Annotated in this window: 17 protein-coding genes; 3 read left to right on the top strand and 14 right to left on the bottom strand. The window is 57.7% G+C overall.

Translation table 11 applies throughout. From position 1 onward, the window contains the following. The first annotated feature begins 60 nt into the window (after positions 1 to 60). The gene (locus tag DFO56_RS14740; RefSeq protein WP_017458961.1) at positions 61 to 1125 is read left to right on the top strand and encodes an AI-2E family transporter; all 1065 of its coding nucleotides are present in this window, start codon (positions 61 to 63) and stop codon (positions 1123 to 1125) included. A 40-nt stretch (positions 1126 to 1165) separates the two neighbouring features. Here the strand turns inward: DFO56_RS14740 and focA are convergent, their stop codons facing one another. From focA to DFO56_RS14670, 14 genes are all read right to left on the bottom strand, one after another. After that, the gene (gene focA, locus DFO56_RS14735) at positions 1166 to 2023 is read right to left on the bottom strand and encodes a formate transporter FocA (protein ID WP_045510353.1); all 858 of its coding nucleotides are present in this window, start codon (positions 2021 to 2023) and stop codon (positions 1166 to 1168) included. Between the two features lie 105 nt (positions 2024 to 2128). Continuing rightward, positions 2129 to 4078: a sigma 54-interacting transcriptional regulator gene (locus DFO56_RS14730; RefSeq protein ID WP_114413884.1), complete on the bottom strand. Its 1950-nt coding sequence runs from the start codon at positions 4076 to 4078 to the stop codon at positions 2129 to 2131. A 109-nt stretch (positions 4079 to 4187) separates the two neighbouring features. Then, complete coding sequence (locus DFO56_RS14725) at positions 4188 to 4601, bottom strand: formate hydrogenlyase maturation HycH family protein (protein ID WP_045510349.1); 414 nt, start codon at positions 4599 to 4601, stop codon at positions 4188 to 4190. Then, positions 4594 to 5370: an NADH-quinone oxidoreductase subunit B family protein gene (locus DFO56_RS14720; protein ID WP_045510347.1), complete on the bottom strand. Its 777-nt coding sequence runs from the start codon at positions 5368 to 5370 to the stop codon at positions 4594 to 4596. The genes DFO56_RS14725 and DFO56_RS14720 overlap by 8 nt, the downstream gene beginning before the upstream one ends. Then, complete coding sequence (gene hyfH, locus DFO56_RS14715; RefSeq protein ID WP_020454686.1) at positions 5367 to 5915, bottom strand: hydrogenase 4 subunit H; 549 nt, start codon at positions 5913 to 5915, stop codon at positions 5367 to 5369. Before hyfH ends, DFO56_RS14720 begins: the two co-directional genes overlap by 4 nt. An 11-nt stretch (positions 5916 to 5926) precedes the next feature. Further along, the gene (locus tag DFO56_RS14710) at positions 5927 to 7636 is read right to left on the bottom strand and encodes an NADH-quinone oxidoreductase subunit C (RefSeq protein WP_114413887.1); all 1710 of its coding nucleotides are present in this window, start codon (positions 7634 to 7636) and stop codon (positions 5927 to 5929) included. A gap of 20 nt (positions 7637 to 7656) precedes the next feature. Beyond that, positions 7657 to 9240 carry a hydrogenase 4 subunit F gene (gene hyfF, locus DFO56_RS14705; RefSeq protein ID WP_045510343.1) on the bottom strand — a complete coding sequence of 528 codons (1584 nt, stop codon included), beginning with the start codon at positions 9238 to 9240 and terminating at the stop codon, positions 7657 to 7659. Positions 9241 to 9244: 4 nt separating this feature from the next. Further along, positions 9245 to 9895 carry a hydrogenase 4 membrane subunit gene (gene hyfE / locus DFO56_RS14700; RefSeq protein ID WP_017458953.1) on the bottom strand — a complete coding sequence of 217 codons (651 nt, stop codon included), beginning with the start codon at positions 9893 to 9895 and terminating at the stop codon, positions 9245 to 9247. Between the two features lie 11 nt (positions 9896 to 9906). After that, positions 9907 to 11346 carry a hydrogenase 4 subunit D gene (locus DFO56_RS14695; protein ID WP_045510341.1) on the bottom strand — a complete coding sequence of 480 codons (1440 nt, stop codon included), beginning with the start codon at positions 11344 to 11346 and terminating at the stop codon, positions 9907 to 9909. A 16-nt stretch (positions 11347 to 11362) separates the two neighbouring features. Then, positions 11363 to 12310 (bottom strand): respiratory chain complex I subunit 1 family protein, encoded by a 948-nt coding sequence (locus DFO56_RS14690; protein ID WP_044489443.1) that lies wholly within the window; start codon positions 12308 to 12310, stop codon positions 11363 to 11365. Positions 12311 to 12323: 13 nt separating this feature from the next. Continuing rightward, positions 12324 to 14345: a hydrogenase 4 subunit B gene (hyfB, locus tag DFO56_RS14685; RefSeq protein ID WP_045510340.1), complete on the bottom strand. Its 2022-nt coding sequence runs from the start codon at positions 14343 to 14345 to the stop codon at positions 12324 to 12326. Next, positions 14345 to 14965, bottom strand: coding sequence for a 4Fe-4S dicluster domain-containing protein (locus tag DFO56_RS14680; protein ID WP_045510338.1), 621 nt, complete (start codon positions 14963 to 14965; stop codon positions 14345 to 14347). The genes hyfB and DFO56_RS14680 overlap by 1 nt, the downstream gene beginning before the upstream one ends. Before the next feature lie 269 nt (positions 14966 to 15234). Further along, a complete protein-coding gene (gene bcp, locus DFO56_RS14675; protein ID WP_020454679.1) occupies positions 15235 to 15705 on the bottom strand; it encodes a thioredoxin-dependent thiol peroxidase in 471 nt (156 codons plus the stop codon). Continuing rightward, the gene (locus DFO56_RS14670) at positions 15705 to 16277 is read right to left on the bottom strand and encodes a glycine cleavage system transcriptional repressor (protein WP_017458947.1); all 573 of its coding nucleotides are present in this window, start codon (positions 16275 to 16277) and stop codon (positions 15705 to 15707) included. Before DFO56_RS14670 ends, bcp begins: the two co-directional genes overlap by 1 nt. 145 nt (positions 16278 to 16422) lie before the next feature. Here DFO56_RS14670 and dapA point away from each other — a divergent pair, with 145 nt between their 5' ends. Together dapA and bamC are read left to right on the top strand one after the other, a co-directional pair. Continuing rightward, positions 16423 to 17301 (top strand): 4-hydroxy-tetrahydrodipicolinate synthase, encoded by an 879-nt coding sequence (dapA, locus tag DFO56_RS14665; RefSeq protein WP_045510336.1) that lies wholly within the window; start codon positions 16423 to 16425, stop codon positions 17299 to 17301. A 16-nt stretch (positions 17302 to 17317) separates the two neighbouring features. Further along, the gene (bamC, locus tag DFO56_RS14660) at positions 17318 to 18352 is read left to right on the top strand and encodes an outer membrane protein assembly factor BamC (protein ID WP_020454676.1); all 1035 of its coding nucleotides are present in this window, start codon (positions 17318 to 17320) and stop codon (positions 18350 to 18352) included. Positions 18353 to 18377: the final 25 nt, after the last annotated feature.

The raw sequence follows: 18377 nt of genomic DNA, 5'->3' as shown, positions 1-18377 counted from the left end.
GTGACATTTCGATACAATTCCACTCCTTACCCCCGCTCAAGAGGTTCATAAAGGAACGTTATGCTCGAAATGTTAATGCAGTGGTATCGCCGCCGCTTCAGCGATCCGGAGGCGATTGCGCTGCTGGTCATTCTGCTCGCGGGGTTCTGTATTCTCTTCTTCTTCAGCGGCCTTCTTGCGCCGCTGCTGGTAGCGCTGGTGATCGCTTACCTGCTTGAGTGGCCTACCGCACGTCTGCAACGTATCGGCTGTTCGCGTACCTGGGCTGCCACAATAGTTCTGGTGCTGTTTGTCGGCATCCTGCTGGTGATGGCGTTTGTGGTGATGCCGGTTGCCTGGCAGCAGGGGATTTACCTGATCCGTGATATGCCCGGCATGTTAAGCAAACTCTCTGATTTTGCCGCCACCTTACCGCGCCGTTACCCGGCGTTAATGGATGCGGGGATCATCGATGCGATGGCGGAAAACATGCGCTCCCGCATGCTGACAATGGGCGATTCCGTGGTGAAATATTCGCTCGCCTCACTGGTCGGGTTGCTGACGCTGGCGGTCTATCTGGTGCTGGTGCCGCTGATGGTTTTCTTCCTGGTCAAAGATAAAGAGCAGATGCTCAACGCCGTGCGCCGCGTGCTGCCGCGCAACCGTGGGCTGGCAGGCCAGGTGTGGAAAGAGATGAACCAGCAAATCACCAACTACATCCGTGGCAAAGTGCTGGAGATGATTGTCGTCGGCGTCGCCACCTGGATCGGTTTTATCCTGTTTGGTCTCAACTACTCCCTGCTGCTGGCGGTGCTGGTCGGCTTCTCGGTGCTGATCCCCTATATCGGCGCGTTTGTCGTCACCATTCCGGTGGTTGGCGTGGCGCTGTTCCAGTTCGGTCTTGGCACTGAGTTCTGGAGCTGCTTTGCCGTTTATCTGATTATTCAGGGGCTGGATGGCAACCTGCTGGTGCCGGTGCTGTTCTCCGAAGCGGTTAACTTACACCCGCTGGTGATCATTTTATCGGTGATTATCTTCGGCGGGCTGTGGGGCTTCTGGGGCGTCTTTTTCGCTATCCCGCTGGCGACGCTGATTCAGGCGGTGATCCACGCCTGGCCGGATTCGCCGCCGGTGTCAGAAGAGTAATCTTGCCGGGCGGCAGCCAGCTTGCCGCCCGGCATTCTCCTCAATGCGTGTCGTTCTGATGGCGCAGATAGATAATCCAGTACGTCACCCCCACCAGCACGCCGCCGCCGATAATATTGCCAATCGTCACTGGCAGCAGGTTATCGGTAATCACGTTACTGATGGTCAGCGCCGGGAAGTTATCTGGCGAGCTGTGTACCGCCGTCCAGAAACTCTGTGGTGAAAAGTCACGAATGATCACCGCCAGCGGCAGCAAAAACATGTTGGCGATACTGTGCTCGAAACCGCTGGCGACAAACATGCCGATTGGCAGCAACATCGCCATGATTTTATCCGTCAACGTATGGCCGGAATAACTCATCCACACCGCCAGACAGACCATTAAATTGCACAGCGTGCCCAGGCACACCGCTTCGATAAAGGTGTGGTGCATTTTATGGTCAGCGGTTTGCAACACATTCAGCCCCCACAAGCCGTTGCTGCTCATGGCCTGGCCGCCAAACCAAATCAACGCCACAAAAAACAGTGCCCCTACGAGGTTGCCGAAATAGACGATCACCCAGTTGGTAAACAGTTGTCGCCAGCTAATCAACCCGCTGGCTTTGGCCATCACCGTCAGCACGGTTGAGGTAAAGAGATCCGCCCCGCAGACCACCACCAGAATCAGCCCGAGGGAAAAACAGACGCCGCCCGCCAGCTTCGCCAGCGCGGTCGCGGGCGCAGGCCCGGCGGTAACGGTGATGTAAAACACAAACGCAATCGAGATAAACACGCCCGCAGTAATCGCGAGGAAGAACGACAGCTCTTTTCGTTTGCTGACTTTATACAATCCAGACTGCTCGGCGACTTTTGCCATTTCCGCAGGAAGTCGCAGGTCAAACGCGTTGCCGGTATCCATTTGATTCTCCTGATTCAATGCATAGTAGACACCCGCCGTCTTATGCATAGCGCATACCAGCGACAAACCAGAGAGCGTTAGCGGGTTCACAGAACCCGAAGGGGGTTACAGCACTTCGCGCACGGCGATACCGAGACGCTGCATTCGCGATAACAGCGTGGTGCGTTTCATGCCGAGTTTGGCGGCCGCGCCGCGCGGCCCGGCGACAATGCCGTTGGTTTCGCGCAGCACCTGAATAATTTGCTGGCGTTCCGCTTCGTCATTTTCCGGCGGCTCCGGGCGCATCATCTCCGCCACTTTGGGCAGCGTGAAGGGGAAGGGATCGTGGCTAACCGGCTGCACCATGCTGACCGGCTGGGCGTGCAGATGCAGGTTTAAGGTGTTGTCGCGCGCCAGCAGCACCGCGCGTTCAATGACGTTTTCCAGCTCGCGCACGTTGCCGGGCCACTCGTAGCGCATCAGTTGCTGGATAGTATCGGCGGGAATGGTATCAATGGTGCGATTGAGGCGGCGCGCCAGTTTTTGTGTGAAATAACGTGCCAGCAGCGGAATATCGTCCGGCCGCTCGCGTAGCGGCGGTAGCACCAGCGGAAAAACATTCAGGCGGTAAAACAGATCGTTACGGAATTCTCGATCAATCACCATCTGGCGCAGGTCGCGGTTGGTGGCGGCAATCACCCGTACGTTAACCGGAATGGTTTTCGTACCGCCGATGCGTTCGATCTCGCGCTCCTGCAACACCCGCAACAGCTTCGGTTGCAGCTCAAGCGGCATATCGCCAATTTCATCGAGGAACAGTGTGCCTTCATCAGCCATCTCAAAGCGCCCGCGATGGGCGTTAATAGCCCCGGTGAAAGCGCCTTTATCGTGACCAAACAGCTCGCTTTCCAGCAGGCTGGCGGGAATGGCGGCACAGTTGATTTTCACCAGCGGTTTGTCTTTGCGCGGGCTCATCTGGTGCAGCGCGCGGGCGATGATCTCCTTGCCGGTGCCGGTTTCACCGAGAATCAGCACCGTACTGTCGCTCAGTGCCACAATATTGACCTGCTGAAGCACGTCGCGCATGGCATCACTCTGGTAAATGATGTCGCCAAAACTCTGGCTGGAGGCGATTTGCTCGTTCAGTTTGCGGTTTTCGCTGTTCAGATTCTCTTTTAAATGGATCACCTGCCGGTAGGCGTCGGCATTATCGACGGCAATGCCAATTCTGTCGGCAATTTGCTGCAATAATCGACAGTTTTGCTCACTGAAAATCGAGGCGTCCCGGTGCGCCAGCAACAGCACGCCAGGCGCGTGGTGGCTGAAGGTCAGCGGCAAAATAAACACCACGTTTAACCCCTGCATCAATAGCTGTTGCAATACCGGATCGCGCTGCCATAACCCGGCATCCTGCGCCTGGTGCAGCAATGCGCCCTGATTTTCATTGAGCGCCGCCAGCACCACCGGGCTATCACTGCGCAGCGCAAAGCGCTCGGTTTCCGGCGGGCAGCTGGGAAAGTGGGTGGCATGGCAAATAAGCTGGCGGGAGTGCAGCGTGTCGCGCAGAACCACGCGGACATTATCGATACCGAAAAAGCGGTGAATTTCCTGCGAAACATCGGCGATCAGATCGTCAAGATCCAGATGCGAAAGCACCGAGTTGGTAATGTCCACCAGCACCCGATCATGGTCGCGCTCTTCACGCAGTGTTTCGATCGACTCGCTCAACGCTACCTGAGAAAGTTGTGTTTCCAGCGCCTGGCTTGCCAGCCGCGCCAGCCAGCTAAACATCGTGTTGTCCTGCTCCGTGAACTGGCCGTTATCGGTACGGGCAAAACGCAACTCCAGCGCCTCACTTTGCGCCAGCAGAATAAGGTGCAGCGAACTGTCGCTGACTTTTCCGCCGTATTCACGCTCGCTGGTTTCGACGCTGCCATCATCAAAGCAGCGCCAGAAGTGGGCGTTATTTAAGCGTAATTCGATAAACTGGACGGGGCTGAAAGGCGGCGGTAAAGGGATAAACGCCCGGAGTAACGAAGTGTGAGTATTCTGTTCCAGCAACTGCCGTAAGATCATGGATACGTCGCCCTTAATAGTGAGCGTAAATAGTACATTACCCCTTATTTTTGTAGTGTTACAAGCTTCACGTATAAATCACTGGGGTGACATTTATGTGATGAATCATTCAGCGCAACAGCCGCACCATCAGATAGATCGCCGGTTCATGCGCCATATCCTGTAAATGTTGCAGCAACTGGCGGCTCCAGCTCCGCCAGGGTTCTTCTGCGGTTTTTGATAACTCCACGCACGTCGGTGCCAGCGTATTCACGTGGCTGGCATCGATGACAATTTCGCCAAAGGTTAATAACCCCTGCATTTTGCGCCTGGCATCCGCGTCATCGATTAACATTAGCCAGTGCTGATACTCATCAAGCGGGCATTCGAGCGCCACGTTGAGGCAGTCAATCACCCCAACGTGATGACCAATCGCCAGCGAGTAGTACATCACCTGGCGACTTTTTTCTTCCAGTTCGACGCTGTTATCGACAAACTTCTGCCGCAGCATCCAGAACATCACTTTCGCTTGCTGCTCAGACATGGGCACGCTCCAGCTCGTTCATCAGTTGCTGCACGATGGAGGTCAGACGCGGGTCCGCCGCCTGTTGCAGCCAGTTATTTACCCGCAGCGTAGCCTGCGCGGGATCGCCTGCGGTTAATAAAGCGAAGAGCTGGTCGGTGATCTCGCGTCCCTGGCGATAACCCGCCAGCTGGCGCGCCAGCCGTTCAAGCGTCACGCGCAATGCCAGTGGCAGTGTCGGCCAGCGTACGCTGGCGATTTCATCAGCCGCTTGTTGATGATCGACGGCGTGCAGTTTTTGCTCCAGCAAGCCAAGCGCCACCGCAAAACCGTTGATGGTCGCCGCTGGCGTCGGCGGGCAGCCGGGGATCCACACATCAATCGGCACAATGGTGTCGCTGCCGCCCCACACGCAGTAGAGATCGTGGAAAATCCCGCCGCCGACGCCGCACGCGCCGTAGGAGATGGCGATTTTATGATCCGGTGCCGATTCCCAGGCGCGCAGGGCAGGCATGCGCATGGCGCGCGTGACCGCGCCGGTAAACAGCAAAATATCCGCGTGGCGCGGCGAAGCCACCACTTTGATGCCAAAGCGTTCCGCGTCAAACAGCGGCGTAATGGCGGCAAAAATTTCGATTTCACACCCGTTGCAGCCGCCGCAATCGACGCGGTAAACGTAGGCAGAACGCTGGATATCGCGCAGCAAGAGCTGCTTCATTTTCTGCGCGGATTCATCGAGCGGCACCGGCTGGCTGACATGCTGGTTCAGCACTTTCAGGTCGGAACTCATGCTTGCTCCTTAAGATAGTAATGCACGTTAACGCTGCCGCGATGCTCCAGCGCCGCGCGTCGGCGGCACGCCGGGCAGAGAGAGGCCTGCGCCCGCAGGTTCTCAAGCTGGTGCGGTGCGTTTTGGTTCAGGGCCAGCAGTTCCACCGCCAGCGCCACGGATTTTTCTGGCGCGAACGGTACGCCGCACTCGCTACAGTGCTGCAGGCGGAAGGTGGCGCGCACATACAGATCGGCTTTGTTAGTGACCGCCAGTTCAAACTCTTCCGACAGACGGATCGCCCGCGTCGGGCACACCTCTTCGCAGCGCCCGCAGTAGATGCAGCGGCCGATGAACAGTTGCCAGACGCGGCTGTTCTCCCCGGCATCCGTTTCCAGCGTGAGCGCGTTCGCCGGACAGGCGGTGGTACATGCGCCGCAAGCGATGCATTGCTGCGGGTCGAGTTCCGGTTTGCCGCGAAACCCCGGGCACACCTCCAGCGGTGCGAACGGGTATTTCACCGTCGGCTCGCCCGCTCTGAGAATGGTTTTCAACAATTTCAGCATCGTTTCTTTCCTTACTTCAGCGGCGAGTGGCGACGTTCAAGGCCGTAACGTTCGATCTCTTTGTAGGGCACGGTTGTCGATTTACGCTTGCGCACATCCACCAGCGTCACGCGGTCGGTACACGAATAGCAGGGATCGAGGCTGCCGATAATCAGCGGCGCATCGGAAACAGTATTGCCGCGCAGCATATAGCGGAGCACCGGCCAGTTGGCGTAGGTCGCCGCGCGACAGCGCCAGCGGTAAAGTTTCTGGTTGTCGCCGAGCATGCTCCAGTGCACATCTTCACCGCGTGGCGCTTCCACATAACCGAGGGCGAATTTATGCGGCTGATAGCTGAACCCTTCGGTCAGCAGCGGCGTATCCGGCAGGTTATCAAGGGCAAACTCAATCATTGCCAGCGAATCGAACACCTCTTTCACCCGCACCATAACGCGTGAAAAGACGTCGCCATCCGGCCAGGTAAACAGCGTTTTCGGCAGGCTGCCGTAGTCGGCGTACGGATGATCGAAGCGTAAATCGCGGGCAAAACCGCTGCCGCGGATCAGCGGCCCGACCGGGCTGAAATCGCGTGCGACCTGGCGGTCAAGAATGCCCACCCCCTGGGTGCGCTGCGCCATGTTGGGCGTGGAGAGCAGCATATCGACCAGTTGCGCCACTTCCGCGCGCATCTCTTTCACCAGTTGAATGGTTTTGACGCGCTGCTCTTTGAGAATGTCCCGGCGGATACCGCCAATCAGATTCAGACCGTAGGTTTTGCGCGAACCGGTGAGCAACTCAGCCATGGTCATCGATTTTTCGCGGATGCGGAAAAACTGCATAAAACCGGTATCAAAACCGACAAAGTGGCTGGAAAGACCGATGTTGAGCAAATGGCTGTGCAGCCGTTCCACTTCCAGCAGCACCGAACGGATGGTGTGCGCCCGTTGCGGCACCACAATGCCGAGCGCGTTTTCCACCGAGGTGGTGTAAGCCACGCTGTGGGCAAAGCCGCAAATGCCGCAAACCCTGTCCGACAGGAATGTCACTTCGTTGTAGCCCATGCGGGTTTCTGCCAGCTTCTCCATGCCGCGATGGACATAAAACAAGCGGTAATCGGCATCGACAATCCGTTCACCATCGACAAACAAACGGAAATGCCCCGGCTCATCCGAGGTGATATGCAGCGGGCCTATCGGCACAATGCGCGCGGAATTGCCGCCATCGTTGATAAAGGTGTAGTTTTCCGTGTCGCTGGTAGGTTCCGGGCGCAGACGGTAATCCATGGTGTCTTTGCGCAGCGGGTGCAGATCGTCCGGCCAGTCATCCGGTAGCACCAGGCGGCGCTGATCCGGCAAACCGACCGGGATCAGACCGTACATATCGCGGATCTCACGTTCGCCCCATACCGCGGCGGGTACGCGCGGCGTCACCGACGGGAACTCGCGCGTGTCGGCATCGACCAGCGCTTTCACCACAATCCAGCACTTTTCCGCACCTTCCATCGACAACGCGTAATAGACCGCGTAATGACCATTCAGGGTACGTTCATCATTGCCGAACAGCACCGGTAACCAGCCGTCATGCTGGTAATAGAGGTAGTGCACGATGTCCGGTAACAGATTGATTTTGACCGTTATAGTGACTTGTTCGAAGGTCTGGCGCTCCTCGTCCAGCACCGCGCCGGGAAACTGCGCCTTCAATGCAGCAAGACAGGCGTTGCCGCGAGGTTGCTGGAGATTCACGCTTGCTAAATAACTCACTTTCACTCTCCCTGACGATGCGACGGCGTTGCCGATGCGGCGGTGGTATCAACATTGGCCCACAGCCAGCTAAGCTGGGTGGGATGATCATCATTGTTTTGCTGCACGATGGTGGCAGCGCTGGCCAGTAACCGGCTGACCGGCTGAGGAATATGCGTACCCATCACCAGCATCATCACCAGTAAAATCACCATCGGCGCGGTAGTGAGCCAGCCCAGCTCGCCGGTTGCCACCTGCTGCGGCGGCGTGGCGAACAGCACTTTCGCCACCATGCGCACCAGCCCGCCGAGCACCAGCGTCAGTAACACCAGCAGCAGGATGGTGACGGCGAGATGTTCCGCCGCCAGCCCGGCGGTGACGGTCATAAACTCACTGAGGAAAATATTGAATGGCGGCATACCGCCCAGCGCCAGCGCGCCGCCGCCCAGCAGTACGGCGGTAAACGGCATCACTTTCAGCATCCCGCACACCACATCCATATTGCGGGTGCCGTACTTCAGCAGCACATTGCCGGAGCCGCAGAACAGCAGCGTTTTCGCCAGGCTGTGATTGAGCGTGTGCAGCAGCGCCGCCAGAATACCAAGCGGGCCGCCGATGCCGAGCGCAACGGCCACCAGCCCCATGTTTTCCACGCTGGAATAAGCCAGCAGGCGTTTCATATCCTGCTGCACCAGAATGAAGAACGCGGCGACGCCCACCGACAGCAGGCCAAAAATCAGCAGTAGCCGGTTGGGGAAACTGTCGCCGATGGCATGACAAATAATGATGTAGTAGCGGATCAGCACCAGCAGGGCGCAGTTGAGCAGCACCGCCGAGAGCAGGGCGCTCACCGGGCTCGGCGCTTCGCTGTGCGCGTCCGGCAGCCACGCGTGCATCGGGAACAGCCCGGTTTTAGTACCAAAACCAATCAGCACAAACACAAACGCCAGCACCATTAGCGTTGGGTCGAGCTGGCCGCTCTCTTTCAGCACTTCGGTCCAGAAAATGGCGTGATCAGGCTGCGCCATAAAGCTGGCGGCATTGGCGTACACCAGCACCGTACCGAACAGGCCAAACGCCACGCCAACGGTACAGATGATGATGTATTTCCATGCCGCTTCCAGCGACGAACGCTGCCCGTAAATACCGACCAGAAAAGCGGAACTGAGCGTAGTGGCTTCGATCGCCGCCCACATTACAATCAGGTTATTGCTGGTGACCACCAGCAGCATGGTGAACAGGAACAGGTGAAAAAAACCGTAGTAGTAACAGAGCGTCGGCACGCTGATCTCACCGTGATCAACTTCATGGCGCATATAGCCAATCGAGTAGAGGCCGGTGATAAAACCGATAACGCCCAGCAGCGACAGGAACAGCCCGCTCAGGCTGTCGATATGCAACCAGCGGCTGGCGGCGAAAATTTCCCCTTCGCGCACCGCTTCCGCAACCGTCCACAGGGCGATAACCAGCAGCAGCGAAATCCCCAGCGTATGCACCACCGTAACCAGCGTGCGCGCGGCATTGCCGCTCAGGCGGCAGGTGAAGCACAGCGCAGAAACCAGCAGCGGTGTCAGCAGTAACAACGTGAACATCAAGGTATGGCTCATGGTGTTACCCCTTCAACGCCGTCAGCGTGTTGACATCCAGCGTGCCGTGGGTGCGCCAGATTTTCCGTGCCAGTAGCACCATCACAATCACCGCGAAAATGGCGTCGGTGGCGATGCCAATCTCCACCAGTTCCGGCGCGCGCCAGGCGAGCAGCGCCAGCACCAGGTGCGAGCCGTTTTCCATCAGGCAGTAGCCGAAGATCTGCCGCAAAATATTGCGCTGGCTGATAATGCACAGCAGCCCAAGCAGGAAGTGACCGAGCGCAACGGCGAGCGCCGGTTTGAGCTGGGCGATCATCGGTAACTGCACCGGGCGCACCACAAACCAGCACAGCAGCACAATTGCCGCCGCCATCAGCACCAGCGTGGCCGGGCCAAACAGCCGTTCTCCAACGCCGGATTGCGCCATCTTGCGAAAGGCGTAGCCCATGATCAGCGGCACCAGCAGCACTTTGGTGAAGAACGCGCTGAACGACCACATCAGCAACTGTTCGGCGTCCAGCAGCTGCGACAGGGTAAAAAAGATAGAGACCAGCACCAGCGATTGCAGGGCATACAACCAGCAGGAGACGGAGTAGCGTCTGGCGCAGGTGACCAGCAGCGAGGTGAACATCATCAGCCCCGCCAGGTTGTTAACAAGCAGTGTTCCCGTCATTATCGACTCCCTTATCCAAGCCACGCCGCAGCGATCACGCTTGAGCACAGCGACATCACAATCAGAATCACCAGCACCAGTTTCATCGCGTACGGCAGCGGTGCGGCCTGCGCCACTTCTTCGCTCGGCTCACCTGGCACCACGCGCCCGAACCAGTAAATAAACCAGCCGAAGCTGGCAACGGACTCCACCAGCGCCAGAATCATCACCGCCAGTAAAATCGGGGCGTCATTCGACAGGGCAAACCCGGCGGCGAAGAGAGGGAATTTACTGAAGAAACCGTTAAACGGCGGCACGCCGGTGATCGCCAGCGCGGCAACGCAAAAGCCAATGCCCGCCAGCGGCAATGTCTTCATTACCCCGCGCAAGCGCGGCAACAGACGCGTACCGCAGCTGTAGCTGAGTGTGCCCGCCACGAGGAAAAACAGGCTCTTGGCAAAGGCGTGGTTGAAGATGTAAACAATCCCCGCTTTGAAGGCCAGCGGTGAACCGAAGGTCGACAGCGACAGGGCGAGGAAGATCCATGCCAGTTGCGAGATGGTCGACCAGGCCAGCAGCCGTTTCATATCTTTTTGCGGCAGGTACATCAAAAAGCCGTATACCAGCGTCAGCGTCGCCATGCCGACACCAATCCAGCTGATGGTGTGGGGAATGTGCCCGCCTTCGGCGATCGCGCGGGCAAAAATGTAGACACCCACTTTCACCATGGACGCGGCGTGTAAGTAAGCGCTCACCGGGGTTGGTGCTTCCATCGCATCCGGCAGCCAGGCTTGTAACGGCAACTGGGCGGATTTGCCCCACGCGGCAAACAGAATGCCGCCATACACCAGATAGGCCGCCGGGCCTTGTAGCTGACTGATGGCGCTCAGGGCAAAAGTGTGGGTATGCAAAAACAGCGTGGCCGCCGCCAGATAAAGGCCAAGCGAGCCGACGTGCGTAATAAGCAGCGCTTTCATCGCCGCGCGCTGGGATTTTTCGCTCTGGTAATAACTAATCAGCGCCCAGGAACAGCCGCCGGTGATCTCGAAAAACAGCAGTTGCCCGAGCAGCGTGGAGGAGAGCACTAAACCGGACATCGCGCCGATAAACACCAGCAGGAACGCGTAATAACGGTTGCTGCCGTCATGCGGATGCTCGCGGTTGCTGCGCGTCAGGTAACCGATCGAATAGAGCGCCACCAGCAGGCCAAGAAACACCACCGCAAACAGGATCAGGGTGCTGATGCGGTCGACTAACAGACCAAACAGCACCACCTGACCCGCCGCCAGTAGCGGCATATCCGCGGTTTCACTGCCTGCCTGGTAAAAGCGCCAGGCCAGCAGCACGGTGGCAAGCGTTGTCAGAAGCGCGAAGAGCGTGGCAAGCTGCGGCGCGGTTTTCCGTGGGCAAAGCGAGACGACCAGCGCGCCGACAAAGGGCAGCAGCAGCGTCGTCAGAGCAAGAGTTTCCATTATTTTTCCGCGCTCCTTACAAACCGGTTAACCAGAGGACATAGGACAGCGCAGCCAGACTGAAGCCGAGCCAGGTCAGGCGGTGCGTCAGCAAAAAGCGCCCGCGCGCCAGTGAGTTTTCCACCACCGAGGCCAGCACAAACACCACCAGCAGTTTCAGCAGCGTGATCACCAGCGACAGCGCCATCGCGCCCACGCTGAGCGTGACGGCATTGCCGAAGGGGAAAAACAGCGCCAGCAACAGCGAGGCCATTACGACCTGTTTCAGGCCGACGCCCCATTTCACCAGTGCCAGACCCGCGCCGGAGTATTCGGTCAGTGGACCTTCCTGCAACTCCTGCTCCGCTTCCGCGACGTCGAACGGGATTTTGCCCATCTCAATAAAGCAGGCGAACCCGCAAGCCAGCAGCGCTAAAAAGGTGGCGACCGGTGACATCCAGCCCGCCGCCAGCGTGTTGCTGATGGCGCTGATTTGGGTGGAACCCGCCAGTAACGCCAGCACCAGCAGCGAAAGGATCAGCATCGGCTCCACCAGAATTCCCAGCGTCAGCTCGCGGCTGGCGCCGAGGCCGGAGAAGGGGCTGCCGGTATCCAGCCCGGAAAGGGCAAAGAAGAAACGGAACAGGGCAAAGAGATAAATCAGGGTGATTAAGTCGCCCGCTCCGGCAAACGGCGCGGTACGGATAAACAGCGGCAGCGTCATCGCCACCAGCAGCATGCTGCTGAGCAACACCCACGGCATGGCGCGAAACATCAGGCCGGAGGAAGCCGGTGCGACAGCCTGGCGTTTCAGCAGCTTTTGTAAGTCGCGGTAATCCTGCCAGATCCCCGGCCCTTTTCGGGAGTGCATGCGGGCGCGGATTTGCCGGGAAACCCCGGTAAACAGCGGCGTCAGCGCCAGCAATAGGGCTGCCTGGCAGAGGGCAAATAGCCCGAGTGACCACGCAGATGTCTGTTCTAACATTGTTGTCTCCTCCTCACAGCGCGATCGTCAGCAGCAGGATCACCAGCGCGGCAATCACATACAGGCAGTAGAGCCGGAAATCGCCGCTTTGCAGGTACTGCACCACGCGGGCCACGCGCTGCGTCGCGCTGACCAGCGGGCGAATAATTTTCTCGTCCCAGAACGGCTCTGTGCGCGTTGCCGCCTGCGTAATACCGCCCAGGCTGCGCTGTAAGGGTTGAGCCGGATCGAGCTGTTTACGTAGCTGGTAAAGCGGGCCGAACATCACGCGCAGCGGCTGGGTAAAGCTGCCAGCGGAAGGGGCCATGCCTTTTTCCCACGCGTAACCGCAGGCCCAGGCATCGCCGCTGCGGCGAAACGCGCCGCGCGTCTGGCGGTTGAGAAACCACAGCACGCCGGGCAGCAGGGGCAAAAGCAGTAACAGCAGGAACACGGTGGAAGGCGTCAGCATCGCTTGCTGCGCATCTCCGGGGATAAGCGTTGCGCCTTCAGCGGCGGCAAGCATTGCTGGTGGCGTTAAGCTCAGCGCGATATGCATTAATTGCGGGGCTACCCAGCTTGCGCCCACGCCGAGCACGACGCACAGCAGCGCCAGCACGGACATGGCGGCAACCATCGGCCACGGCACTTCGCGTGCCTGATCGGCTTTTTCACTGCGCGCATTGCCGCAAAAACTGACGCCGTAAACTTTCACAAAACACATTGCCGCCAGCGCACCGGTGATCGCCAGCATCACAATGGCAATGGGGCCGGCGAGGCGCGGGATGATGGCGTCAATGCGGGTCAGGGAGAACAGCGACTGATAGGTGTACCACTCGCTGATAAAGCCGTTCAGCGGCGGCATCGCGGAAATGGCGAGACAGCCCACCAGAAATGCGCCCGCTGTCCACGGCATCCGTTTACCGAGCGCCCCCATTTTTTCCATATCGCGGGTATGCAGACGAAAGATGATTGCGCCTGCGCCCAGAAACAGCAGGCCTTTAAACAGCGCGTGGTTAAGCAGGTGGAACAGCGCGCCGAGCAGGCCGACAGCGGCAATCACCGGTTGATGTAAAGCGATGCCCGCCATGCCGACGCCGACGCCCAGCAAAATGATGCCGATGTTCTCGACGGTGTGCCATGCCAGCAGGCGTTTGATGTCGTGCTCTGCCAGCGCGTAGAGCACACCAAGCACCGACGACACCGCGCCAAAAGCCAGCACCACTACGCCCCACCATAACGGAATACCGCTGTGACCGAGCAGGTCGATACCGACTTTGATAATGCCAAAGATACCAATTTTCACCATCACGCCCGACATCAGCGCCGACGCGTGCGACGGTGCAGCCGGGTGGGCGCGCGGCAACCAACTGTGCAGCGGTAACATCCCGGCTTTGGCGCCAAAACCGAAAAAGGCCAGCAGGAAGACCGCTGACGCGGTGCCAGGATCAAGTGTGAGCGTGCGGAAACTGGCGAAATCGAGGCTGCCGCTCTGCCGCCACATCAGGAAGAAGGCGATCATAATCAGTACCGACCCGGCGTGGGCGATAAAGAAGTAGAGCATCCCGGCGCGGATCGACTCTTCATCCTGGTCAGTGATAACCAAAAACCACGAGGCGAGGGACATCATTTCAAACAGCACGATGAACCAGAACGCGTTATCCATCACCACCAGACCGACCATTGAGGCGATAAACAGGTTCATAAAAAAGCCCATCGCCCCGGCACCCTTGCCGATGTATTCCCGCACATAGGCCAGTGAATAGAGCCCGCACAGCGTGACCAGCAGTGAGATAACGAGCACCATAAAGGCGCTCAGGTTATCCATGCGCACCACGAAATGGGCGAAATCAAACGGGCCAATGGCCTGAAAACTCAGCGGCACGCCGCCGTGCAATGCGCTCAGGGCGCTGGCGATCCCCAGCACGCCGCCGAGCATGGCGGCGATCCCGGCGACGTTGATCGCCAGTTCCTGACTGCGGGCAAGCAACAATGACAGGAAGCCTCCGGCGACGTACACCACGATTGACCACATCAATAATTGCAGGGCATCCATTAGCGTTGCTCCGGCGAAGAGGGAAGAGGAGGGAAGGTCACATCGGTTGAACTCAGCGCGGCCAACTCCCGACGGGCCTTGAGCTGTTTATGCAGTGTGTTTTCCGTTTCCAGATGCAACGCCTGCGTGGGGCAAGCCCGTACACAGGCTGGGCCTTCGGGCAGAAAGTCGCAGAGATCGCATTTCACTGCGATGGTTTGCACCCCCGCGTTCCAGCGTAAAAAGGGGTGATCGTTGGGCGCACTGCCGGGTACATCGCGCAGTTGTTCTTCGGCAATGTGATGCTCGTAACGGGCGGGAATATTAAGCGGGCGGCTGCCGGCGGGCGTGATCGCCCCGAACGGACACACCAGCCCACACAGTTTGCAGCCAATGCACAGCGTTTCGTTGAGATAAACGGCATCATCCCGAAACGAAATGGCATTAACCGGACACACCTGTTTGCATGGCGCGTCGTCACAGTGGCGGCACAGTATCGGCGCGGTTTTGGTGGGGGTGCGCACGAGTGTCAGCCGGGGATGGTGTTGCAGTCCCTGGCTTTTATGCACATCCGAGCAGGCGGCAAGGCAGGTATTGCATCCTATACACCACTCGGGATCGGCAATCACAAAGCGGTTCATTTCGGCTCCCTGGAATCGAGGTAAAAACATTGAGCCTGCTTTAGCATAAGCTGTGCCAAAGTTATAAATACTTAATTTTCAAATGGTTGTCTGTTTTTGAGGAACGAGGGGCGAACAAAAGTGATGGTCAGCGTAGAGCGAAAATTAACCTGTCGGCACAAGTGTCGACATCAGGGTGGGAAGTGTGATCGCGGTCAACTATTTGCAGGGGGGCGGCAAAGGAAAGGGGCGTACCCGATAGGGCCGCCCTGAGAAAAGGTGCGTTGCTGTCAGGCGTTCTCTTTCAGCCAGTTAACCACGATGTCGTGGTGATTACTGGTTTTGAAGTCATCAAACACATGTTCAACTTTACCGTCAGCATCCACGAGGAAGCTGATACGGTGGATGCCGTCGTAGGTTTTACCCATAAAGGTTTTTTCACCCCAGACGCCAAACTGCTCGCAGACCTGGTGGTCTTCATCAGAGAGCAGCGTAAAGTTGAGCAGCTCTTTTTCGGCAAAGCGGGAAAGTTTCTCTGGTTTGTCGGTGCTGATACCCAGCACTTCCACACCCGCTTTCTTTAACTCATCCATGTTATCGCGCAGGCCACAGGCCTGGACAGTACAGCCTGGTGTCATGGCTTTCGGGTAGAAATAGACCAGAACACGCTGTCCCTGGAAGTCGGCCAAATTTACTTGTTCACCGTCTTGATCGGGCAAGCTAAATTTCGGTGCGATATCACCGGCTTTCAGTGGATTCATTACTTAACTCCATCCTGTTCATCATGCTGGGAATAGTTGACGATGTTTATACTGCCTTGCGCGTTCAATTCTGTACATAGGGCTTTGAACGCCTGCTCAATATTTGACGCGTCCTGTGACGCGGGGCTATGAGCGGTTATCTGGATAAATAACGTTGGCGCAACGGTAAGATTACCGGGCTGTGTACGGGAGACTAACTCCGCAATATTCATTTCGTGTGCGTCGAAAAGCGCAGTGAAACGCTCAATCAGGTGGGGCGAATCGGGGACTTCAACCTGCACCCACACGGTGGCTGGCATATCAGGACGCGGACGGGCATCGGTACGTTTCATCACAATCAGCAAATCCAGCTCGGCACCTTTCAGCGGCAACGTCGATTCGATAAGGGTGATGGCGTTCCACGAACCCGATAGCAGCATTATAAACGTGAACTCTTCCCCCAGCATCGCCAGACGGCTGTCTTCGATATTACAGCCGCAGCTGCTGACGTGGCGTGTGATCGTGTTCACAATGCCAGGCCGGTCGGCCCCCAGCGCAGTGATAACCAAAAAGTGTTGTGATGAGGTTGTCAAACCTGAGCTTCCTGTCAAACATGAGGTAATCATAAGGAAAGCATAAAAAAAACCGGCATACAACCGCCACAGAGCCTCAGGTCTCTTGCTTTTCTGACGGCACCGCACGTACCATTGAGAATCTTGTTCGCACAGAGGATGGCCCATGTTCACGGGAAGTATTGTCGCGCTTATCACGCCGATGGATTCGCAAGGTAAAGTCTGCCGGTCAAGCCTGAAAAAACTGATTGATTACCATGTCGCCAACGGAACCACGGCGATCGTTTCGGTAGGGACTACCGGTGAATCCGCCACGCTGAGCCATGATGAACATGCCGACGTGGTGAAGATGACGGTTGAACTGGCCGACGGGCGCATCCCTGTGATTGCCGGGACGGGCGCGAACGCTACCGCAGAAGCCATCAGCCTGACCCAGTGTTTCAACGACAGCGGCGTGGTGGGTTGCCTGACCGTTACGCCTTACTACAACCGCCCGACTCAGGAAGGGTTGTTCCAGCATTTTAAAGCCATCGCCGAACATACTGACCTGCCGCAAATTCTGTATAATGTGCCGTCGCGCACCGGCTGCGATATGCTGCCGGAAACCGTGGGTCGCCTGGCGAAAATTAAAAATATTATCGGTATTAAGGAAGCGACCGGGAACTTAAGTCGTGTTCACCAGATCAAAGAGCTGGTTTCAGACGACTTTATTCTGCTGAGCGGCGACGATGCCACCGCGCTGGACTTTATGCAGCTCGGCGGTGATGGTGTGATTTCCGTGACCAGCAACGTGGCGGCGCGTGATATGGCTGACATGTGCAAACTGGCGGCCGAGGGGAATTACGCCGAAGCACGCGTGATCAACCAGCGTTTGATGCCGTTACACAACAAACTATTTGTCGAACCCAATCCGATCCCAGTCAAATGGGCATGTATGGAGTTGGGGCTTGTAGCAACCGACACGCTGCGTCTGCCGATGACGCCCATCACCGACCACGGTCGTGACGTTGTCCGCACTGCGCTTAAGCATGCCGGTCTGCTGTAAAGTTTAGGGAGATTTGATGGCTTACTCAGTACAGAAGTCGCGCCTGGCGAAGGTAGCGGGTGTTTCACTTGTGATGTTGCTCGCCGCCTGTAGTTCCGATTCACGTTATAAGCGTCAGGTTAGCGGTGACGAATCCTATCTGGATGCGGCTCCGCTTGCTGAACTTCACGCGCCCGCAGGGATGATCCTCCCGGTGCAAAACGGTGATTACACCATTCCTGTTGCTAACGGCAGTGGCGCTGTAGGTAAAGCGCTGGACATTCGTCCGCCAGCTCAGCCGCTTGCGCTGGTGAGCGGTGCGCGCACCCAGTTTACCGGTGACACCGCGACGCTGATGGTCGAAAACGGCCGCAACAGCACGCTGTGGCCGCAGGTCGTCAGCATTCTTCAGGGGAAAAACTACAGCATCGACAAACGTGACGATGCTACGCAAACTCTGACCACTGGTTGGGTTGACTGGAACCGTCTGGATGAAGATCAGCAGTATCGTGGTCGTTATCAAATCTCGGTGAAACCGCAGGGTTACCAGCAGGCGGTTGTCGTCAAGCTGGTGAATCTGGAACAGGCGGGCAAACCGGTTGCGGACGCCGCTTCGCTGCAGCGTTACAGCACCGAAATGCTGAACGTTATCTCCTCCGGTCTGGATAAAACCGCAACTGACGCGCAAAACGCGGCGGAAAACCGCAGCGTCTCTACGCTGAACGTCCAGAGCGCTGCCGATGATACCGGTCTGCCAATGCTGGTGGTGCGTGGTCCGTTTAACGTGGTGTGGCAGCGTCTGCCGTCCGTGCTGGAAAAAGTGGGCATGAAAGTGACCGACAGCACCCGCTCAACGGGCAGCATTGCCGTGACCTACAAGCCGCTGTCTGACAGCAGCTGGCAGGAACTGGGCGCGCGCGATCCGGGTCTGGCCTCCGGCGACTATAAACTGCAGGTCGGCGATCTCGATAACCGCAGCAGCCTTCAGTTCATCGATCCGAAAGGTCACACGCTGACACAATCGCAGAACGACGCGTTAGTCGCAGCCTTCCAGGCGGCGTTTAACCGATAATCCTCAGGGCCGGATCTTCCGGCCT

This window comes from Kosakonia sp. AG348 (assembly GCF_003337365.1).
Classification (GTDB): Bacteria; Pseudomonadota; Gammaproteobacteria; order Enterobacterales; family Enterobacteriaceae; genus Kosakonia.
The sequence above is the reverse complement of the archived record's forward strand: the minus strand, read 5'-3'. Positions and strand labels throughout refer to the sequence as shown.